At 70.6% G+C, this 15,247-nt stretch carries 14 protein-coding genes; 8 read left to right on the top strand and 6 right to left on the bottom strand.

The window, feature by feature from the left end:
* Positions 1 to 47: 47 nt before the first annotated feature.
* A complete protein-coding gene (gcvT, locus tag ACZ6ZD_RS18245; RefSeq protein WP_465673498.1) occupies positions 48 to 1,151 on the bottom strand; it encodes a glycine cleavage system aminomethyltransferase GcvT in 1,104 nt (367 codons plus the stop codon).
* A 97-nt stretch (positions 1,152 to 1,248) separates the two neighbouring features.
* Between gcvT and ACZ6ZD_RS18250 the strand changes: the two genes are divergently transcribed.
* Together ACZ6ZD_RS18250 and ACZ6ZD_RS18255 are read left to right on the top strand one after the other, a co-directional pair.
* A complete protein-coding gene (locus tag ACZ6ZD_RS18250; RefSeq protein WP_465673500.1) occupies positions 1,249 to 2,745 on the top strand; it encodes a leucyl aminopeptidase in 1,497 nt (498 codons plus the stop codon).
* Positions 2,746 to 2,811: 66 nt separating this feature from the next.
* Positions 2,812 to 3,834 (top strand): hypothetical protein, encoded by a 1,023-nt coding sequence (locus ACZ6ZD_RS18255; protein WP_465673502.1) that lies wholly within the window; start codon positions 2,812 to 2,814, stop codon positions 3,832 to 3,834.
* Here ACZ6ZD_RS18255 and ACZ6ZD_RS18260 read toward each other — a convergent pair.
* Together ACZ6ZD_RS18260 and ACZ6ZD_RS18265 are read right to left on the bottom strand one after the other, a co-directional pair.
* The gene (locus ACZ6ZD_RS18260; RefSeq protein ID WP_465673504.1) at positions 3,812 to 4,156 is read right to left on the bottom strand and encodes a cupin domain-containing protein; all 345 of its coding nucleotides are present in this window, start codon (positions 4,154 to 4,156) and stop codon (positions 3,812 to 3,814) included. The two genes, ACZ6ZD_RS18255 and ACZ6ZD_RS18260, sit on opposite strands and share 23 nt — an antisense overlap.
* Before the next feature lie 5 nt (positions 4,157 to 4,161).
* Positions 4,162 to 4,839: a DUF2848 domain-containing protein gene (locus tag ACZ6ZD_RS18265; protein WP_465673506.1), complete on the bottom strand. Its 678-nt coding sequence runs from the start codon at positions 4,837 to 4,839 to the stop codon at positions 4,162 to 4,164.
* A gap of 106 nt (positions 4,840 to 4,945) precedes the next feature.
* On the opposite strand from ACZ6ZD_RS18265, the gene ACZ6ZD_RS18270 reads away from it, so the two are divergent.
* Positions 4,946 to 6,250, top strand: coding sequence for an MFS transporter (locus ACZ6ZD_RS18270; RefSeq protein ID WP_465673508.1), 1,305 nt, complete (start codon positions 4,946 to 4,948; stop codon positions 6,248 to 6,250).
* Here ACZ6ZD_RS18270 and ACZ6ZD_RS18275 read toward each other — a convergent pair.
* Complete coding sequence (locus tag ACZ6ZD_RS18275) at positions 6,237 to 6,875, bottom strand: GntR family transcriptional regulator (RefSeq protein WP_465673510.1); 639 nt, start codon at positions 6,873 to 6,875, stop codon at positions 6,237 to 6,239. The two genes, ACZ6ZD_RS18270 and ACZ6ZD_RS18275, sit on opposite strands and share 14 nt — an antisense overlap.
* A gap of 29 nt (positions 6,876 to 6,904) precedes the next feature.
* Here ACZ6ZD_RS18275 and ACZ6ZD_RS18280 point away from each other — a divergent pair, with 29 nt between their 5' ends.
* Positions 6,905 to 7,675: a nitrilase-related carbon-nitrogen hydrolase gene (locus tag ACZ6ZD_RS18280; RefSeq protein ID WP_465673512.1), complete on the top strand. Its 771-nt coding sequence runs from the start codon at positions 6,905 to 6,907 to the stop codon at positions 7,673 to 7,675.
* Positions 7,676 to 7,742: 67 nt separating this feature from the next.
* Here ACZ6ZD_RS18280 and ACZ6ZD_RS18285 read toward each other — a convergent pair whose 3' ends face one another.
* On the bottom strand, positions 7,743 to 8,060 hold the full coding sequence (locus tag ACZ6ZD_RS18285; protein ID WP_465673514.1) for a hypothetical protein: 318 nt from the start codon (positions 8,058 to 8,060) through the stop codon (positions 7,743 to 7,745).
* Positions 8,061 to 8,199: 139 nt separating this feature from the next.
* Here ACZ6ZD_RS18285 and lpdA point away from each other — a divergent pair, with 139 nt between their 5' ends.
* From lpdA to ACZ6ZD_RS18300, 3 genes are all read left to right on the top strand, one after another.
* On the top strand, positions 8,200 to 9,588 hold the full coding sequence (lpdA, locus tag ACZ6ZD_RS18290) for a dihydrolipoyl dehydrogenase (RefSeq protein ID WP_465673516.1): 1,389 nt from the start codon (positions 8,200 to 8,202) through the stop codon (positions 9,586 to 9,588).
* A gap of 154 nt (positions 9,589 to 9,742) precedes the next feature.
* Positions 9,743 to 11,626: a 2-oxoglutarate dehydrogenase, E2 component, dihydrolipoamide succinyltransferase gene (gene sucB, locus ACZ6ZD_RS18295; RefSeq protein ID WP_465673518.1), complete on the top strand. Its 1,884-nt coding sequence runs from the start codon at positions 9,743 to 9,745 to the stop codon at positions 11,624 to 11,626.
* Positions 11,627 to 11,776: 150 nt separating this feature from the next.
* The gene (locus ACZ6ZD_RS18300) at positions 11,777 to 12,667 is read left to right on the top strand and encodes a TIGR01777 family oxidoreductase (RefSeq protein ID WP_465673520.1); all 891 of its coding nucleotides are present in this window, start codon (positions 11,777 to 11,779) and stop codon (positions 12,665 to 12,667) included.
* A gap of 11 nt (positions 12,668 to 12,678) precedes the next feature.
* Here the strand turns inward: ACZ6ZD_RS18300 and ACZ6ZD_RS18305 are convergent, their stop codons facing one another.
* Complete coding sequence (locus ACZ6ZD_RS18305) at positions 12,679 to 14,379, bottom strand: protein kinase domain-containing protein (RefSeq protein ID WP_465673522.1); 1,701 nt, start codon at positions 14,377 to 14,379, stop codon at positions 12,679 to 12,681.
* Positions 14,380 to 14,481: 102 nt separating this feature from the next.
* Here ACZ6ZD_RS18305 and lipB point away from each other — a divergent pair, with 102 nt between their 5' ends.
* Positions 14,482 to 15,192 (top strand): lipoyl(octanoyl) transferase LipB, encoded by a 711-nt coding sequence (gene lipB / locus ACZ6ZD_RS18310; RefSeq protein ID WP_465673524.1) that lies wholly within the window; start codon positions 14,482 to 14,484, stop codon positions 15,190 to 15,192.
* Positions 15,193 to 15,247 lie beyond the last annotated feature (55 nt).

Below are 15,247 nucleotides of genomic sequence, written 5' to 3' on the forward strand. Positions count from 1 at the left end.
TAGCGAAAGGGGGTGTGATGGCTCGAGCCTGGGAATGGGGCTGACGGTCAGCTCTCGCGGACGTTGACGGTGACGAACGGGGGTTTGACGACGTCGAAGGTCTCCTGGCGGCCGCGGATGTCGACGGTGACCTGGTCGCCCTCCTTGACGGTGGCGTCGAGGAGGGCGAGGGCGACGCCCTTCTTGAGGGTTGGGGAGAAGGTGCCGGAGGTGACTTCGCCGAGGGCGGTGTCGCCGGTGAGGACGGTCATGTGGGGGCGCGGGATGCCGCGGCCGGCGGCGCGCAGGCCGCGGAGGATGCGGGCGGGGCCGGCTGCTTTCTCGGCGCGGAGCGCTTCGTCGCCCCAGAAGTGCTCTTTCTTCCAGCCGACGGCCCAGCCGGAGCGTGCCTGCACCGGGGTGATGTCCGATGAGATGTCCTGGCCGTGCAGCGGGTAGCCCATCTCTGTGCGCAGGGTGTCCCGGGCGCCCAGACCGGCGGGGACGATGTTGTACTGCGCGCCGGCCTCGAGCAGCGCGTCGAAGACCGCTACGGCCGCGGCGTTCGGGACGACGAGCTCGTAGCCGCGCTCGCCGGTGTAGCCGGTCCGGCAGACGACAACCGGCGTCCCGGCGAAGTCGGCGACAGCGAAGGACATGTAGTCGTGGCCGGTCGGCAGACCGATGGCCGCGACCACCTCGTCGCTGTTGGTGCCTTGGACGGCCAGGATGGCGTAGTCCTCGTGGACGTTGGTCACCTCGACACCTGCCGGCGCATCCGCCTGCAGCAGGCGGACGACCTCGGCGGTGTTCGCGGCGTTCGGAATCAGGAAGACGTCGTCGTCGGCGTGCAGGTAGGCGATCAGGTCGTCGACCACTCCCCCGCGCTCGTTGCAGCACAGCGTGTACTGCGCCTGGCCCGGAGCGATCTTGCCGAGGTCGTTGGTCAGGCAGGCGTTCACGTACGCCGCCGCGCCGGGACCCTTGACCGTCGCGTTGCCGAGGTGGCTGACGTCGAACACACCCACCGAAGTCCGGACCGCGGTGTGCTCCGCGACCACCCCGGAGTACTCCAGCGGCATCTCCCAGCCGCCGAACTCGGCGAACTTGGCGCCGAGCGCGACATGCCGCTCGTGCAACGGGGACTTCTTCAACTCAGGCGATCCGGTCATGGAGGGGAAACTACCGGACGCGTAGCATGCGAAGGCAGTATTCACGTACCGTCACGACCGGCTTTCCGTCCGCCGGTCAAGGAGGCCGAAGATTTTCGTGAGCACCATCACCCTCAGCAAGTCCGATCCGGCCGGTGTCAAGACCGACGCGGTCGTCATCGGCGTGGTCAAACTCGACGGCGGCGTCACCCTGCCCGCCGGCACCGAGTCGCTGAACGCCGCGTACGGCGGAAAGCTGACCGAGGTGCTGTCCGGCCTCGGCGCCACCGGCAAGGCGGGTGAGGTGACCAAGGTTCCGGGTCCGAAACCCGGCCGCTCGGCGACGCTGATCGCCGTCGGGCTCGGCGACGCCCCCGACGGCACGCTGAAGACCGAGGACCTGCGCACCGCCGCCGGCACCGGCGTCCGCGCCGCCAAGACCGGCCAGTCGGTCGCCTTCGCGCTGCCCACGCCGGACGCCGAGTGCGTCCGCGCGGTGGCCGAGGGCGCGCTGCTCGGCCGGTACGCCTTCACGGCGTACAAGTCCACCGGCGGCGCCGCCGAGGAGCCGGGCGCGCTCATCGTGCTGACCGACCTCGCCCGGAACAAGGACGCCAAGCTCGCGCTCGAGCGCGCCGAGGTGACCGCCGACGCGGTCCGCCTGGTCCGCGACTGGGTGAACACCCCGCCGTCCGACCTGCACCCGGTCGAGTTCGCCGCGCACGCGGTCAAACTCGGCAAGGAGCACGGTGTGAAGGTCGAGGTGCTCGACGAGAAGGCGCTGGTCAAGGGCGGGTACGGCGGCATCCTCGGCGTCGGCCAGGGGTCGGCCAACCCGCCGCGGCTGGTCCGGCTCAGCTACACGCCGAAGAAGCCGGTCACGCACCTGTCGTTCGTCGGCAAGGGCATCACCTTCGACTCCGGCGGCCTGTCGCTGAAGACGGCCAACGGCATGGTGAGCATGAAGTCCGACATGGCCGGCGCCGCCGCCGTGATCGCCGCGACGATCGCGATCGCCCGGCTCGGGCTGCCGGTCCAGGTGACGACGTACGCCGCGATGGCCGAGAACATGCCGTCCGGCTCGGCCGCGCGGCCGTCCGACGTCCTGACCATGTACGGCGGCAAGACGGTCGAGGTGCTGAACACCGACGCCGAGGGCCGGCTCGTCCTGGGTGACGCGCTGGTCCGCGCCTCGGCCGACGCACCGGATCTGATCGTCGACGTGGCCACCCTGACCGGCGCCTGCGTCGTTGCCCTGGGCACCAAGGTGGCCGGCGCGTTCGCGAACACCGACAGCGCCCGCGATCGGGTCGTGGACGCCGCCGTCGCGGCCGGCGAGGCGATGTGGCCGCTGCCGATCCCGGCCGAGATGCTGGACAAGCTGAAGGCGCACTCGAAGGTGGCCGACCTGGCCAACATCACCGGCGAGCCCTGGGGCGGCGCGCTCGCCGCGGCCGCGTTCCTCGGCGATTTCGTTGCCGACGGCATCGACTGGGTGCACCTCGACGTGGCCGGCCCGGCCTTCAACGACGGCGGCGCCACCGGCTACACCCCGGCCGGCGGCACGGGGTACGCCGTCCGCACGCTGGTCGAGCTCGCCGCTTCGGCGAGCTGAACCTGCCGTCGTAAAGGTCAGTACGGAGTCAACGGCGCGTCAGTGCGACTCGCCACCCTGGGCCGCATGTCAAAACTCAGGAGAATCGCACTGGCGCTGACCGTGCTGGTCGGCGCCCTCACCACCACCGCCGCGACGGCCTATGCGACGGACGGCGCCGATCGCGTCGGCTGGATCGACCAGGCCGGCAACTTGTACGTCCGCGAAGGCGCGCTCGCCGCCGGCGGTGAGCTGCAGGAGTCCGGCGTCGCCAGCTTCCAGCTGGAAGTCGACCGGGTGATGGCGCTCAAGACCACCGGCGAGCTGCTGGTCAAGGAGGGCGACCTCGGTCCCGGCTGGCACACGGTCGACACCGGCGTCACCTCGGCCGAGCTGGACGGCGACCGGATCGGGTACCAGAAGACCGACGGCGTGTACGTCGCCACCGACCTCTACGAGACCCCGGCGAAGGTGTGGGACGGCGCCGTCCCGCGCTGGCAGATCGAAGGCGACCGCGTCGCCGTCCTGGTCGCCAACAAACTGTGGGTCAAGGATGACACCACCGCCTGGACGTCGATCGCGCCGACCGTCGCGACCACGAACTTCCAGCTGCACGCCGACCGGATCGCCTACGTCTACGCGGCGCATCACGACTCGTTCCTCCAGGTGCGCGCGGGCGCGATCACCGCGGCCGACGTGAAGCAGACGAACCACACCCGGTTCTTCCAGCTTTCCAACGACCGGATCGCCGCGGATGCCGCGACCGGTTTCTGGGTCAAGGAGGGCGCACCGAACGCCATCGCGCAGGTCCTCCACGACACGCTGGACGCCGTCCCGTTCTACCTGGACAGCGGCCGGATCGGTTACGTGAAGGACGGCGACCTCTGGGTCGTCGAGGGCGAGATCGACGCCGAGCCGGTGCTCGCCGTACCGGACGTCGGGGCGTTCCAGCTTGACGGCGACCGGATCGCGGAGTCGGACGTCAACGGGTTCCGGGTCAAGGACGGCGCACCGGACGCGGCCTTCGTGACGATCAGCTCGACGCCGGTGAAGGCGTTCCAGATCGGCGCCGACCTGCATGCCCCGGTCAAGTCGATCTACTGGTCCTGACGGCGTACCGGATTTCCAGCATCAGACAGCCGTTGACGGTCGTGTAGGGACCGTGCGGCATCCCCGGCGGCCGGCAGGCGTAGTCGCCGGGGCAGAAGGTCTGCCCGAGGGTGAGGTCGGTGAGCTCACCCTCGAGCAGGTACACCTCTTCGACGTAGTCGTGCCGGATGATTTCGGCGCCGGACGTCGTACCGGCCGGCCAGCGGGCCAGTCTGGTCAGCGTGCCGTCCGCCTCGTCGACGCTGAGCACGCGTTGCTCGATAGCGCCGTCCATGCTCCATTCCAGCGTGTTTGTGCTGAAGAACTCGCGCTCGGCCTTCACAGGCGTCAGTCCCAGGCCGGGGCGAGCTGCTCGACGCTGTAGGTGATGCGGCTCGTCACGCCGCGCGGGTCGGTCATCTCGACGCGCCAGGCGTCCGCGAACTGGTCGACACCGGCGATCATCGGGATCGTCCCGCTGAGCAGGACGGTGCCTGGCACTAGCCGGTCGCCCAGCTCCTTGATCCAGTAGGACGGCGGCAGCAGCTGCGCCAGCGTGCCGTCCTGGATGAGCTGTTCGGTGTCGCCGTGCCGGACCCACGCCTTGAGCGTGAACTGGTCGAGCTCGGGCTCGATGTCCTTCAGGGGCCAGGCGACGTCGCCGAGCACGTCCGGCGCGGACTGCTTGCTCCAGGCCACACCGTGGACTTCGAGCGCGCGGTCGGTGTGGTCGCAGGCGACCGTGAGCAGCAGGCCCTCGTCACTGACCACCAGCGCCCATTCGGCCTCCCCCGAGGTCTTCGCGTGCGCGACCTGGACGACATCCGGTCGACCGACCAGGGACGCCGACAGCGGGTAGAGCGTCGGGATCCGGGTCGGCGCCGGGACGCCGAGCTCGGCCAGCTCGTCCACGTGATGCTGCACCTGCTCGGTGTCGCGGCCGGCATATCCGGCATTCAGGGCGTAGCGGACGGTAACTTGCCGCTCACTACCGGTGGGCAGGGTGAACTGCAGGGTCTGGCTCATCGTCGGCGGTCCTCCGAGTTTCTGTTCCGGTTTTCTGTTCCGGGAGCTTGCGTGAACACGTCGTATACAACGAGTATGGAGCAATCCCCCAAGGAGGTCCACCTCGATGTCCAGCCCCAGCACCGACCCCACGGAGCGCCGCGGCCTCTACAAGGCGTTCGCCGCGAGCCTGTCCGGCACCTCGCTGGAGTGGTACGACTTCGCCGTCTACAGCTCCGCAGCCGCGCTCGTCTTCGGCGACCTGTTCTTCCCCGGCAGCGAGCCGCTGACCGGCACTCTGCAGGCGTTCGGGACGTACGCCGTCGGCTACATCGCCAGACCGCTCGGCGGCATCTTCTTCGGCCGGCTCGGGGATGTGATCGGCCGCAAGCGCGTCCTGGTCGCAACCCTGCTGCTGATCGGCGTGGCCACCTTCTTCATCGGTCTACTGCCGACGCACGCCCAGGCCGGCGCGCTGGCTCCGACTCTGCTGGTGGTGCTGCGTTTCGCGCAGGGCGTCGGCGTGGGCGGCGAGTGGGGCGGTGCGGTTCTGCTGAGCAGTGAGTTCAGTCAGGCCGGGCAGCGCGGATTCTGGGCGTCTGCCGCGCAGGTAGGTCCGCCACTGGGCACCTTGATGGCGAACGGCGTACTGGCGCTACTCGCCGGGCTGCTCACCGAGGACCAGTTCCTCAGTTGGGGTTGGCGGATCGCCTTCCTACTGTCGGCCGTGCTGGTCGCGTTCGGTCTGCTCATCCGGTCCAAGCTGGAGGAGACGCCGGTGTTCAAGGAGCTGGAGGCCCGTGGGGACCGGCCGACCGCTCCAGTGACCGAGGTGTTGCGGACGCAGCGGCGTCCGCTGATCGCCGCGATCCTGGCGCGGGTCGGGCCGGATGTGCTCTACGCGATGTTCGCCGTCTTCGTGCTGACCTACGCGACCAACGAGCTCGACATGAGCCGCGGCCAGGCGGTCACCGCCGTACTGATCGGCTCCGCCTGCCAGGTCGCGCTGATCCCCTTCTCCGGGTACCTGTCCGACCGGTACGGACGTCGGTTGATCTATGGCATCGGCGCAGTCGGCGGCGCGGCCTGGAGTGTGGCGTTCTTCGCCGTCGCCTCCTCACTGGGGACTCTGGTGCTCGGCGTGGTCATCGGGCTCGTGTTCCACTCGCTGATGTACGGACCGCAGGCGGCGTTCGTGTCAGAACAGTTCACCGCGCGGCTGCGCTACACCGGTAGCTCACTGGCCTACACGTTCGCCGGGGTGATCGGCGGCGCGCTGGCACCGCTGGCCTTCACGTACTTCCTGGCCAAGGCCGGCACCGGCTACGTGATCGCGCTGTACATCGTGGTGGCCTGTCTGGTCACGCTGGTCGGCCTGCGACTCGGCCGCGCCGTTGTGGACGAAGAAGACCTGGCACTCAACCGTGCATGAGAATGCCGCCGGTGGTCTCGAGATGGCCGAGAATCGCCTTCTCGGCCGCTTCGGGCTTCCCGGTGGCCAGACCGTCGACAATGGCCTGATGCTCAGTCAGCACGTCCTGCCGGCGCGTCTCACTGCGCTGCAGCGCGACGATGCCGAGCAGCACGTGCTTGGCGCGCAAATTGTCGTAGAGCCGGCCGAGGACGGCATTACCGGCTGCGGCGACCAGAAGCGCGTGGAATTGGCTGTCCAGCTCGATGAACTCCTTGGCATCGCCCTGGTCGACGATCGCGCGCTGCTGCTCCAGTACGGCGGCCATTGCGGCCACCGGCGCGTTGCCGACAGCCAGCGAGGTCGCGGCGGCCCACGTCTCGATCACGCCGCGCGCCTGCATCATCTCGGCGATCTCACGGCCGGGCACCGGCGCGACGAAGGCGCCGCGGTGCGGAACGAGCTGCACCAGGTCCTCGGCCGCGAGCATCAGCAGCGCCTCGCGGACCGGCGTCCGCGAGATCCCGACCTCGGTCGCCACCGCCTGCTCGTTGATGAACGTCCCCGACACGGCCGGGTCGCTCAGGACGGTCCCGCGCAGGTACTGATAGGCACGGTCCCGGCCGGAATCCCCACTCAATTGCATACCCAATGTATACAGGCTTGGAGGTCCTCATGACAGTGTTGCGCGTGGCCGCGGCCCAGCTCACCACCGGAGCCGACCCGATCCCGAACCTGGCTGCCGCGACGGACGCCGTCCGCCGGGCGGCCGCGGGCGGCGCCGAGCTGATCGCCCTGCCCGAGGCGACTCTGGCCGCCTTCGGCACCGACCTGCGCACCGTCGCCGAGCCCCTGGACGGCCCGTTCGCCACCGGACTGCGCAAGGTCGCGGCCGAGCTCGGCGTGGTCGTCGTCGCCGGCCTCTTCGAGCCGGCCGCGGACGGGCGCGTCCACAACACGCTGCTCGCGACCGGGCCGGGCGTCGAGGCGGCGTACCGGAAGATCCACCTGTACGACGCCTTCGGGTCGCGCGAGTCCGACACGGTTGCCCCGGGCAACGAGCTGGTCAGCTTCGGGTACCGGGGCGTGACGATCGGGCTGGCGACCTGTTACGACCTGCGCTTCGCCGACCAGTTCACGGCGCTCGGGCGGCTCGGAGTCGAGCTGATCGTCGTACCGGCGTCCTGGGGTGCCGGGCCGGGTAAGGAGGAGCAGTGGGACCTGCTCACCCGGGCCCGGGCCGCCGACGCGCAAGCTTGGCTGCTGGCCTGCGACCAGGCCTACACGCCACCGCGTGGAACGGATCCGTTGGGTATCGGGCGGAGCAGCCTGACCACTCCCCTGGGCCACACCGCGGCCCGGCTCGATCACGCCGCCGGCATCCTGCACGCGACCGTCGACACCGAGGTCGTCGCACCGATCCGGGCACGGGTGCCCATCCTGTGAGCAGCCGCCACGCCGGCGGCGAGGGCCGGGCGACGTCCGCCGGGCTGACCGCCGCCGGGCGGGGCCCTCAGCTCAGGCCCTGCTTCTTCATCCGGGCGTTGTACTCGCGCATCCGCGGCGGGTAGCCGACCACGGCGGCGTCGTACGACGGGATGCCGAGCTTGTTGGCGAAGTTGTGCGCCCACTGGACCGAGGGCACGCGGCGCCTGGTCCACTCGCCGTCGATGGCGACCAGGAGCAGCGTGTACTCGGTCACCGCGGTGCGTGGCTCGACGAAACCTTCGACCCCCTGGCGGCTCAGGGCGAACTCCCGCAGGTGCGCCTGGTCGGGACTGTCCGACTTGCGCATCGTTCCGGCCTTCTGCCGGCGACCGAACCACTTCATGGACCAAGTGTCGCGCATCACGGCAAGTCACTGTGCGAAAGCCTCGGTAACGGTTTGCGGGCGCCGTGCGAAGATGACGCCGGGCCGCGAACCCGCGATCCGGAGCCGGCCCGCCGACCACACGCCCACGGAGGAACCTGTGACGAACCCGGCAGACAGCGGTACGACGTACGACCTGGTGATTCTCGGCGGCGGCAGCGGCGGGTACGCCGCGGGCCTGCGCGCGGCGACCCTCGGCAAGTCGGTCGTCCTGATCGAGAAGGACAAGGTCGGCGGCACCTGCCTGCACCGCGGCTGTATCCCCACCAAGGCGCTGCTGCACGCCGCCGAGGTGGCCGACTCGGCCCGCCACGGCGAGCAGTTCGGCGTCCGGACGACGCTCGAGGGCGTCGACATGGGCGGCGTGAACAAGTACAAGGACGGCGTCGTCGACCGGCTCTTCAAGGGGCTGCAGGGCCAGCTCAAGGCGCGCGGCATCACGGTGGTCGAGGGCGAGGGGCGGCTCACCTCCCCCACCACGGTGCAGGTCGGGGAGACGACGTACACCGGGCGCAACGTCATCCTGGCGACCGGCTCGTACTCGCGGTCGCTGCCCGGGCTCGACCTCGACGGCCAGCACGTGATCGCCAGCGAGCACGCCCTGACGCTGGACCGGGTGCCGGAGTCCGCGGTGGTGCTCGGCGGCGGCGTGATCGGCGTCGAGTTCGCCTCCGCGTGGACGTCGTTCGGCACCAAGGTGACCATCGTCGAGGCCCTGCCGCGGCTCGTCCCGGCCGAGGACGCCGACTGCTCCAAGACCCTGGAGCGGGCCTTCCGCAAGCGCAAGATCGGCTTCAAGACCGGGACGTCGTTCGAGTCGGTCAAGGTCGTCGACAACGGCGTCCAGGTGACGGTCGCGGGCGGCGAGGTGATCGAGGCCGAGGTGCTGCTGGTCGCGGTCGGCCGCGGGCCGAACACCACCGGCCTCGGCTACGAGGAGGTCGGGGTCGCGCTCGACCGCGGCTTCGTCACCGTCGACGCGAACCTGCAGACCAGCGTGCCGGGCGTCTACGCGGTCGGCGACATCGTGCCCGGGCTGCAGCTCGCGCACCGCGGTTTCCAGCAGGGCATCTTCGTCGCCGAGCTGCTGGCCGGGCTGGCGCCGACCCCGATCGACGAGGCCGGCATCCCGCGGGTCACCTACTCCGAGCCGGAGGTCGCCTCGGTCGGGCTCACCGAGGAGCAGGCCCGGGACAAGTACGGCGACGTCGAGATCCTCAATTACAACCTCGGCGGTAACGGCAAGAGCCAGATCCTGAAGACGGCCGGCTTCGTGAAGCTGGTCCGGGCCCGGGACGGCGCCGTGGTCGGCCTGCACATGGTCGGCTCGCGCGTCGGCGAGCTGATCGGCGAGGCCCAGCTGATCTACAACTGGGAGGCCTACCCGGCCGACGTCGCCCCGCTCGTGCACGCCCACCCCACCCAGAACGAGGCTCTCGGCGAAGCGCACCTGGCGCTGGCCGGCAAGCCTCTGCACTTCCATGACTGACCCCGCCTGAAACTGCCCGGCCGCACTGGTACGCCGGAGTAGGTTGGAGACGCGGGTCGACGAGTTCGCGTGACTCGGACGACCCGCGTCCGGCCCGCGCCGACCGCACCGTAGGCTGGCACTCGACCGATCAGACGAAGGAGCAACGACCGTCATGCCGACCTCTGTATCCCTGCCGGCCCTCGGGGAGAGCGTCACCGAAGGAACCGTCACCCGCTGGCTCAAGCAGGTCGGCGACACGGTTGCCGTCGACGAGCCCCTGCTGGAGGTCTCGACCGACAAGGTCGACACCGAGATCCCGTCCCCCGTCGCCGGCACTCTCCTGGAGATCAAGGCCGCCGAGGACGAGACCGTCGAGGTCGGCGCCGAACTGGCCGTCATCGGCGACGCCGGCGAGTCCACCGGCTCCGCTCCCGCGGCCCCCGCCGAGCAGCCCGCCGCCGAAGCAGCCCCGGCCGCCGAGGCCCCCGCCGAGTCGGCCCCGGCCGAGCAGGCCGCCCCGGCCCAGGAAGCTCCGGCAGCTCCTGCGGAGACCCCCGCTCCTTCTGCCGCCGCTGACAACTCGGCCCAGGCAGAGGCCCCGGCCGCCGCGGACAACGCAAGCCCCGCGTCCGGCACGTCAGTCACCCTCCCCGCACTGGGCGAGAGCGTGACCGAGGGAACCGTCACCCGCTGGCTCAAGCAGGTCGGCGACGACGTCGCCGTCGACGAGCCGCTCCTCGAGGTCTCCACCGACAAGGTCGACACCGAGATCCCATCCCCGGTCGCCGGCAAGCTCCTCGAGATCAAGGTCGCCGAGGACGAGACCGTCGAGGTCGGCGCCGAGCTGGCCATCGTCGGCTCCGGCTCCCCCGCGGCCTCCGCCCCGGCCGCTCCGGCCCCGGCCCAGGAGGCCCCCGCAGCCCCGGCTCCGGCCGCCCCCGCCGCACCGGCTCCCGCGGCCCAGGCTCCCGCTGCTCAGGCTCCGGCCGCCGCGGCACCGGCCCCGCAGGCCGCTCCCCCGGCCCAGGCCCCCGCGGCCGCTCCGGCTCCGCAGGCCGCACCGCCCGCGCAGGCCCCGGCCCCGCAGGCGGCTCCGGCAGCGTCTGCTCCGGCCGCTCCCGCGCCGTCCGCGAACGGCGACGGCCCGAACTACGTCACCCCGCTCGTCCGCAAGCTCGCGGCCGAGCACCAGGTCGACCTGGCGTCCGTCCAGGGCACCGGCGTCGGCGGCCGGATCCGCAAGCAGGACGTGATCGACGCTGCCGAGGCCGCCAAGGCTGCCCCGGCCCCGCAGGCCCCGGCGGCCGCCGCGGCTGCGCCCGCGAAGGCCGCGACGATCAGCCCGCTGCGCGGTACGACCGAGAAGATGAGCCGGATCCGCAAGGCGATCGCGGCCCACATGGTCAACAGCCTGAAGGTCTCGGCCCAGCTGACCACGGTCGTCGAGGTCGACGTCACCGAGATCGCCAAGCTGCGTACCGCGAAGAAGGCCGAGTTCGAGGCGCGCGAAGGCGTGAAGCTCTCGTTCCTGCCGTTCTTCGCACTCGCCGCGGTCGACGCGCTCAAGCAGTACCCGAAGCTCAACGCCTCGATCGACGAGGAGAAGGGCGAGATCACCTACCACGCCGCCGAGCACCTGGGTATCGCGGTGGACGTCGAGCGCGGCCTGATGGTCCCGGTCGTGCACAACGCCGGCGACCTGAACATCGCCGGCCTGGCGAAGAAGATCGCCGATCTCGCCGACCGCACCCGTAACAACAAGGTGCTGCCGGACGAGATGGCGGGCGGCACCTTCACCATCACCAACACCGGCAGCCGGGGTGCGCTCTTCGACACCCCGATCCTGAACCAGCCGCAGGTCGGCATGCTCGGCACCGGCGCGGTCGTCAAGCGCCCGGTCGTCATCACGCACCCGCAGCTGGGCGAGACCATCGCCATCCGCCAGATGGTGTACCTGGCCCTCACCTACGACCACCGCCTGGTGGACGGCGCCGACGCGGCCCGCTACCTGACGGCGGTCAAGCAGCGCCTCGAAGAGGCCCAGTTCGACGTGTGATCCCGCTGCCCGGGAGCCGGACCGGCTCTCGGGCGCACCCGCACGACAGCGCGTACCGGCGCCGGTTCCGTCCCGACGGACCGGCGCCGGTACCGTTTCCGGCCCACTGGGTACCCGGTCGGCGACCGACGACAGCTTGGAGCGAACACGATGAAGTACGTGCTGGCCGGCGCCTCCGGCTTCCTCGGCCAGGCCCTCGCCCGTGACCTGGCCGCCGACGGGCAGGACGTCGTCCGCCTCGTCCGCCGGGCGCCGTCCGCGCCCGACCAGCTGCGCTGGGACCCGGCCCGCGGCGAGCTCGACCTGGCGGCCATCGCGGACGCCGACATCCTGGTGAACCTGGCCGGTGCGAACATCGGCCGGCCGTGGACGCCGACGTACCGGGCGGTCCTCCGGGAGAGCCGCGTCAGCACGACCAGCACACTCGCGAACGCCGCCGCCAAACTGGAGCGACGCCCCGCCGTCATCACCCAGAGCGGCGTCGGCGGCTACGGGCTCGACTGCGGCGACGACGTCCTCACCGAGGACACCCCGCTCGGGGACGGCTTCCTCGCCGAGGTCGTCCGCGTCTGGGAAGGCGCACTCGAACCGGCCCGCGACGCCGGATGCCGCGTCGCGTCGCTGCGCACCGGGGTCGTCCTCGCCCAGAAGGCGCCCGCCTTCCAGCTGCTCACGTTGCCCTTCCGCTTCGGCCTCGGCGGGCGTTTCGGCTCCGGCACGCAGTACTTCCCGGTCGTCTCGCTGACCGACTGGCTCCGCGCTGCCCGCTTCGTCGCCGACCACGAGACCCTCAGCGGTCCGGTCAACGTCACGCTGCCCAACCCGGTCACCAACGCGGAGTTCGCCCGCGAACTGGCCAAAGCCCTGCATCGCCCTGCCCTCCTTCCTGTCCCTGCTCCGCTGATGAAAGCCGCCCTCGGCGAGTTCGCCTGGGAACTCCTGGGGAGTAGCCGAGCGCTCCCCACCCGCTTGCAGTCCGCCGATTTCACCTTCCGCCACCCCAACGCACCCGAAGCGATCACCGCTGCTCTCCACGCCTGACCCACCTGCTCTCAAACCGGCGTGATGGATTTGATCCGCCAGGTCGGGTTGGGGGCAGCGGTTGGGGTGAGCGTGATGAGGCGGGTGGTTGGGATGCCCGGCGGGAGCTGTGTGGTCACGCCGGTTCGGGTGACGGCTTGGGCGCGGATGAAGCGGTCGGTGGTGCGAAGGGTGACCGCTGTCGGGGATTGATGGACGACGGTGTTGCTGTCGATGTGGATCGTGAGGTTCTGGATGCGGACTCCCTTGCGGCGGTAGGTGGCCAGCAGCGCTCGGTCGGAGCGCCAAGGTGGGGTGCCGGGTACGTAGATGTCGTCCAGCGCGTTGAGGTCGAGGCGCCACAACGCCTTGGCCCGTTGGGCGTCGAGCCCGCGAAGAACGATCAGCCATTCCGCAGCCGTCCGAACGCCGCCGTCCGGGGCCGGGGATGCAGTCGACCGGACCGGGGTTGGGCTGCTGGGTTTCGGGGGTTGGTCGGGTGAGGCTCGCCCGGAGGCGTCTGGGGTCGGCTGTGGGCTTGGTTGGGGTGTGCTGGTGAGGACGCCTTGGGCTGCCAGGCCGATAGCCAGCACCACGATGGCGCCCAGGGCGACTGCGGCCAGTACGCCGTACGCGGGGTGGATCGCGCTGGTCCTGAAGCGCCACGCCTCGACGAGCCGAGCCGGGGCATCCCGAAAGGCCTGAACACGAGAATCGGGTCGGGACGGGGTGGGGTTGACGGGTGTGGGGTTGGTGGCAGGGCTGGGAGGAGGGTGGGTTGGGCCGGCGGGTGGGGGTTGTGACTTGGGGGCTGGCGGGTGAGGGGTGGACCAGGTGATGGCTGGCTCTACATGGGTGGTGCCGATCAGGTGGGTTTGGGCTGGGGCGATTACGTGGGATCGGGTCAGGCGCGAGAGGGGGTCGGCGGGGTCGCTGGGGGTTCGGCGGGTGAGGTTGGGGAGGCGTCGTGGGGGCTTGGCTCGGGGTGGCGTCGGCGTGGGTGAGGCGGGCAGCGGCGTTGTTGGCTGGGCGGTGGGGGTTGGTGGGTGGGGTGTGGTGGTTGAGGTTGGGTCTGGGGCAGGGAAGTTGATGGGCTCGGGGGCGGCGAGGGTCAGGAGGTAGTTGGGGAGTTTTTGGGATGGGGTCTCGGTGAAGAGGGAGGGCGGGAAGAGTGGGGTTGGGAGGCCGCAGGTGGCGGCCAGGTCGGCTAGGGCCAGGTAGTCGTTGGTGGTTGAGGGGTCGGGGAAGGTTGGGGTGGTCAGGGGGCGGAGGTTGCGGGTGTGCAGGGCGACGTCCGTGAGGACGGGGCGGCCGTCGGCGTCGAATAGGACGTTGGCGGGGGTGATTCGGCCGTGGACGAGGCCGGTGCGGTTAAGGTGGAAGAGCACATCGGTCAGCGGGCTGAGCAGGGTGACGAGCTCGCCGGGCGTCAGCTTGGCGCGGCGGCTGAGCAGCTGGGTGAGCGAGCCGGCGGCGACATGCTGGCTGAAGACGAGCCACTCGTCGGCGGACTCGCGGACCTCCAGCACGTTCGCGAGATGCGGATGCCGGATGCGTTGCAGGATGAGGAGATCGGCACGGAACTGCTCCTGTCGATGGATCGCGGTCACGGGAATGCGTTTGAGCACGGCGTTCCGCCCCGAGGCGAGGTCGCGGACCTGCCAGACAACGCCGGCCGACCCGGACCCGAGCCTGCGGCGCAAGCGGTAGCCGGCGAGGTCGTCGAGGTCCATGCCAAGAGAATGCCGCGATTGCGCCCAGCCCCGCGGAAGTTATCCACAGGCCAGGTGGAGGCCGCCGTCCACGCCTGGGATCGGCGGCCTACACTCGAAGGCGTGAGGGCTATCAAGTACGTGGAGGCCGGGTTCGGCGACGACGCCGTCGACTACGAGACCGCGTGGGCCGAGCAGCGGCGGCTGCACGCCGAGGTTGCCGAGGGCACCGGTTCGGACACGGTGATCCTGCTCGAGCACCCGCCGGTCTACACCGCCGGTAAGCGCACCGAGCCGCAAGAGCGTCCGCTCGACGGCACGCCGGTGGTCGATGTCGACCGCGGCGGCAAGATCACCTGGCACGGTCCGGGCCAGCTGGTCGGATACCCGATCGTCAAACTCGCTTCGCATGTCTACGTCGTGGACTACGTTCGCCGGCTCGAGGAGGCGCTCATCGCGGTGTGCGCCGAGCTGGGTGTGACGACTGGGCGGGTCAAGGGGCGCAGCGGGGTCTGGGTCGCGGCCGACGAGCGCGGGCGGGAGCGGAAGATCGCGGCGATCGGGATCCGCGTCACGCAGGGCGTCACGATGCACGGCTTCGCGCTGAACTGCGACAACGACCTGACCTGGTTCGACCGGATCGTCCCGTGCGGGATCTCGGACGCCGACGTGACCACGCTGTCCAAGGAGCTCGGGCGCGACGTCCCGGTCACCGAGGTGCTCGCCGCCGTCCGCCGGGAGCTGGATCGGATGCTGGCGTGGGACGAGTACGAGCGGACGCCGGATATCGCGCAGGGTGCGCCGGGCGGGATCACGTACGGGCTCACGGTGTGACGTTTCGGCACTGAAAGTAGTTGCCCGTCCGGGTGACTGCGAAGTGTCTCCCAGG

The organism is Kribbella sp. NPDC104218 (genome assembly GCF_055584105.1).

Coding starts and splice junctions, on each gene's coding strand:
- gcvT (WP_465673498.1), bottom strand. CDS start 1,151: ATGACCGGATCGCCTGAGTTGAAGAAGTCCCCGTTGCACGAGCGGCAT.
- ACZ6ZD_RS18255 (WP_465673502.1), top strand. CDS start 2,812: ATGTCAAAACTCAGGAGAATCGCACTGGCGCTGACCGTGCTGGTCGGC.
- ACZ6ZD_RS18265 (WP_465673506.1), bottom strand. CDS start 4,839: ATGAGCCAGACCCTGCAGTTCACCCTGCCCACCGGTAGTGAGCGGCAA.
- ACZ6ZD_RS18270 (WP_465673508.1), top strand. CDS start 4,946: ATGTCCAGCCCCAGCACCGACCCCACGGAGCGCCGCGGCCTCTACAAG.
- ACZ6ZD_RS18275 (WP_465673510.1), bottom strand. CDS start 6,875: ATGCAATTGAGTGGGGATTCCGGCCGGGACCGTGCCTATCAGTACCTG.
- ACZ6ZD_RS18280 (WP_465673512.1), top strand. CDS start 6,905: ATGACAGTGTTGCGCGTGGCCGCGGCCCAGCTCACCACCGGAGCCGAC.
- ACZ6ZD_RS18285 (WP_465673514.1), bottom strand. CDS start 8,060: ATGAAGTGGTTCGGTCGCCGGCAGAAGGCCGGAACGATGCGCAAGTCG.
- sucB (WP_465673518.1), top strand. CDS start 9,743: ATGCCGACCTCTGTATCCCTGCCGGCCCTCGGGGAGAGCGTCACCGAA.
- ACZ6ZD_RS18300 (WP_465673520.1), top strand. CDS start 11,777: ATGAAGTACGTGCTGGCCGGCGCCTCCGGCTTCCTCGGCCAGGCCCTC.
- ACZ6ZD_RS18305 (WP_465673522.1), bottom strand. CDS start 14,379: ATGGACCTCGACGACCTCGCCGGCTACCGCTTGCGCCGCAGGCTCGGG.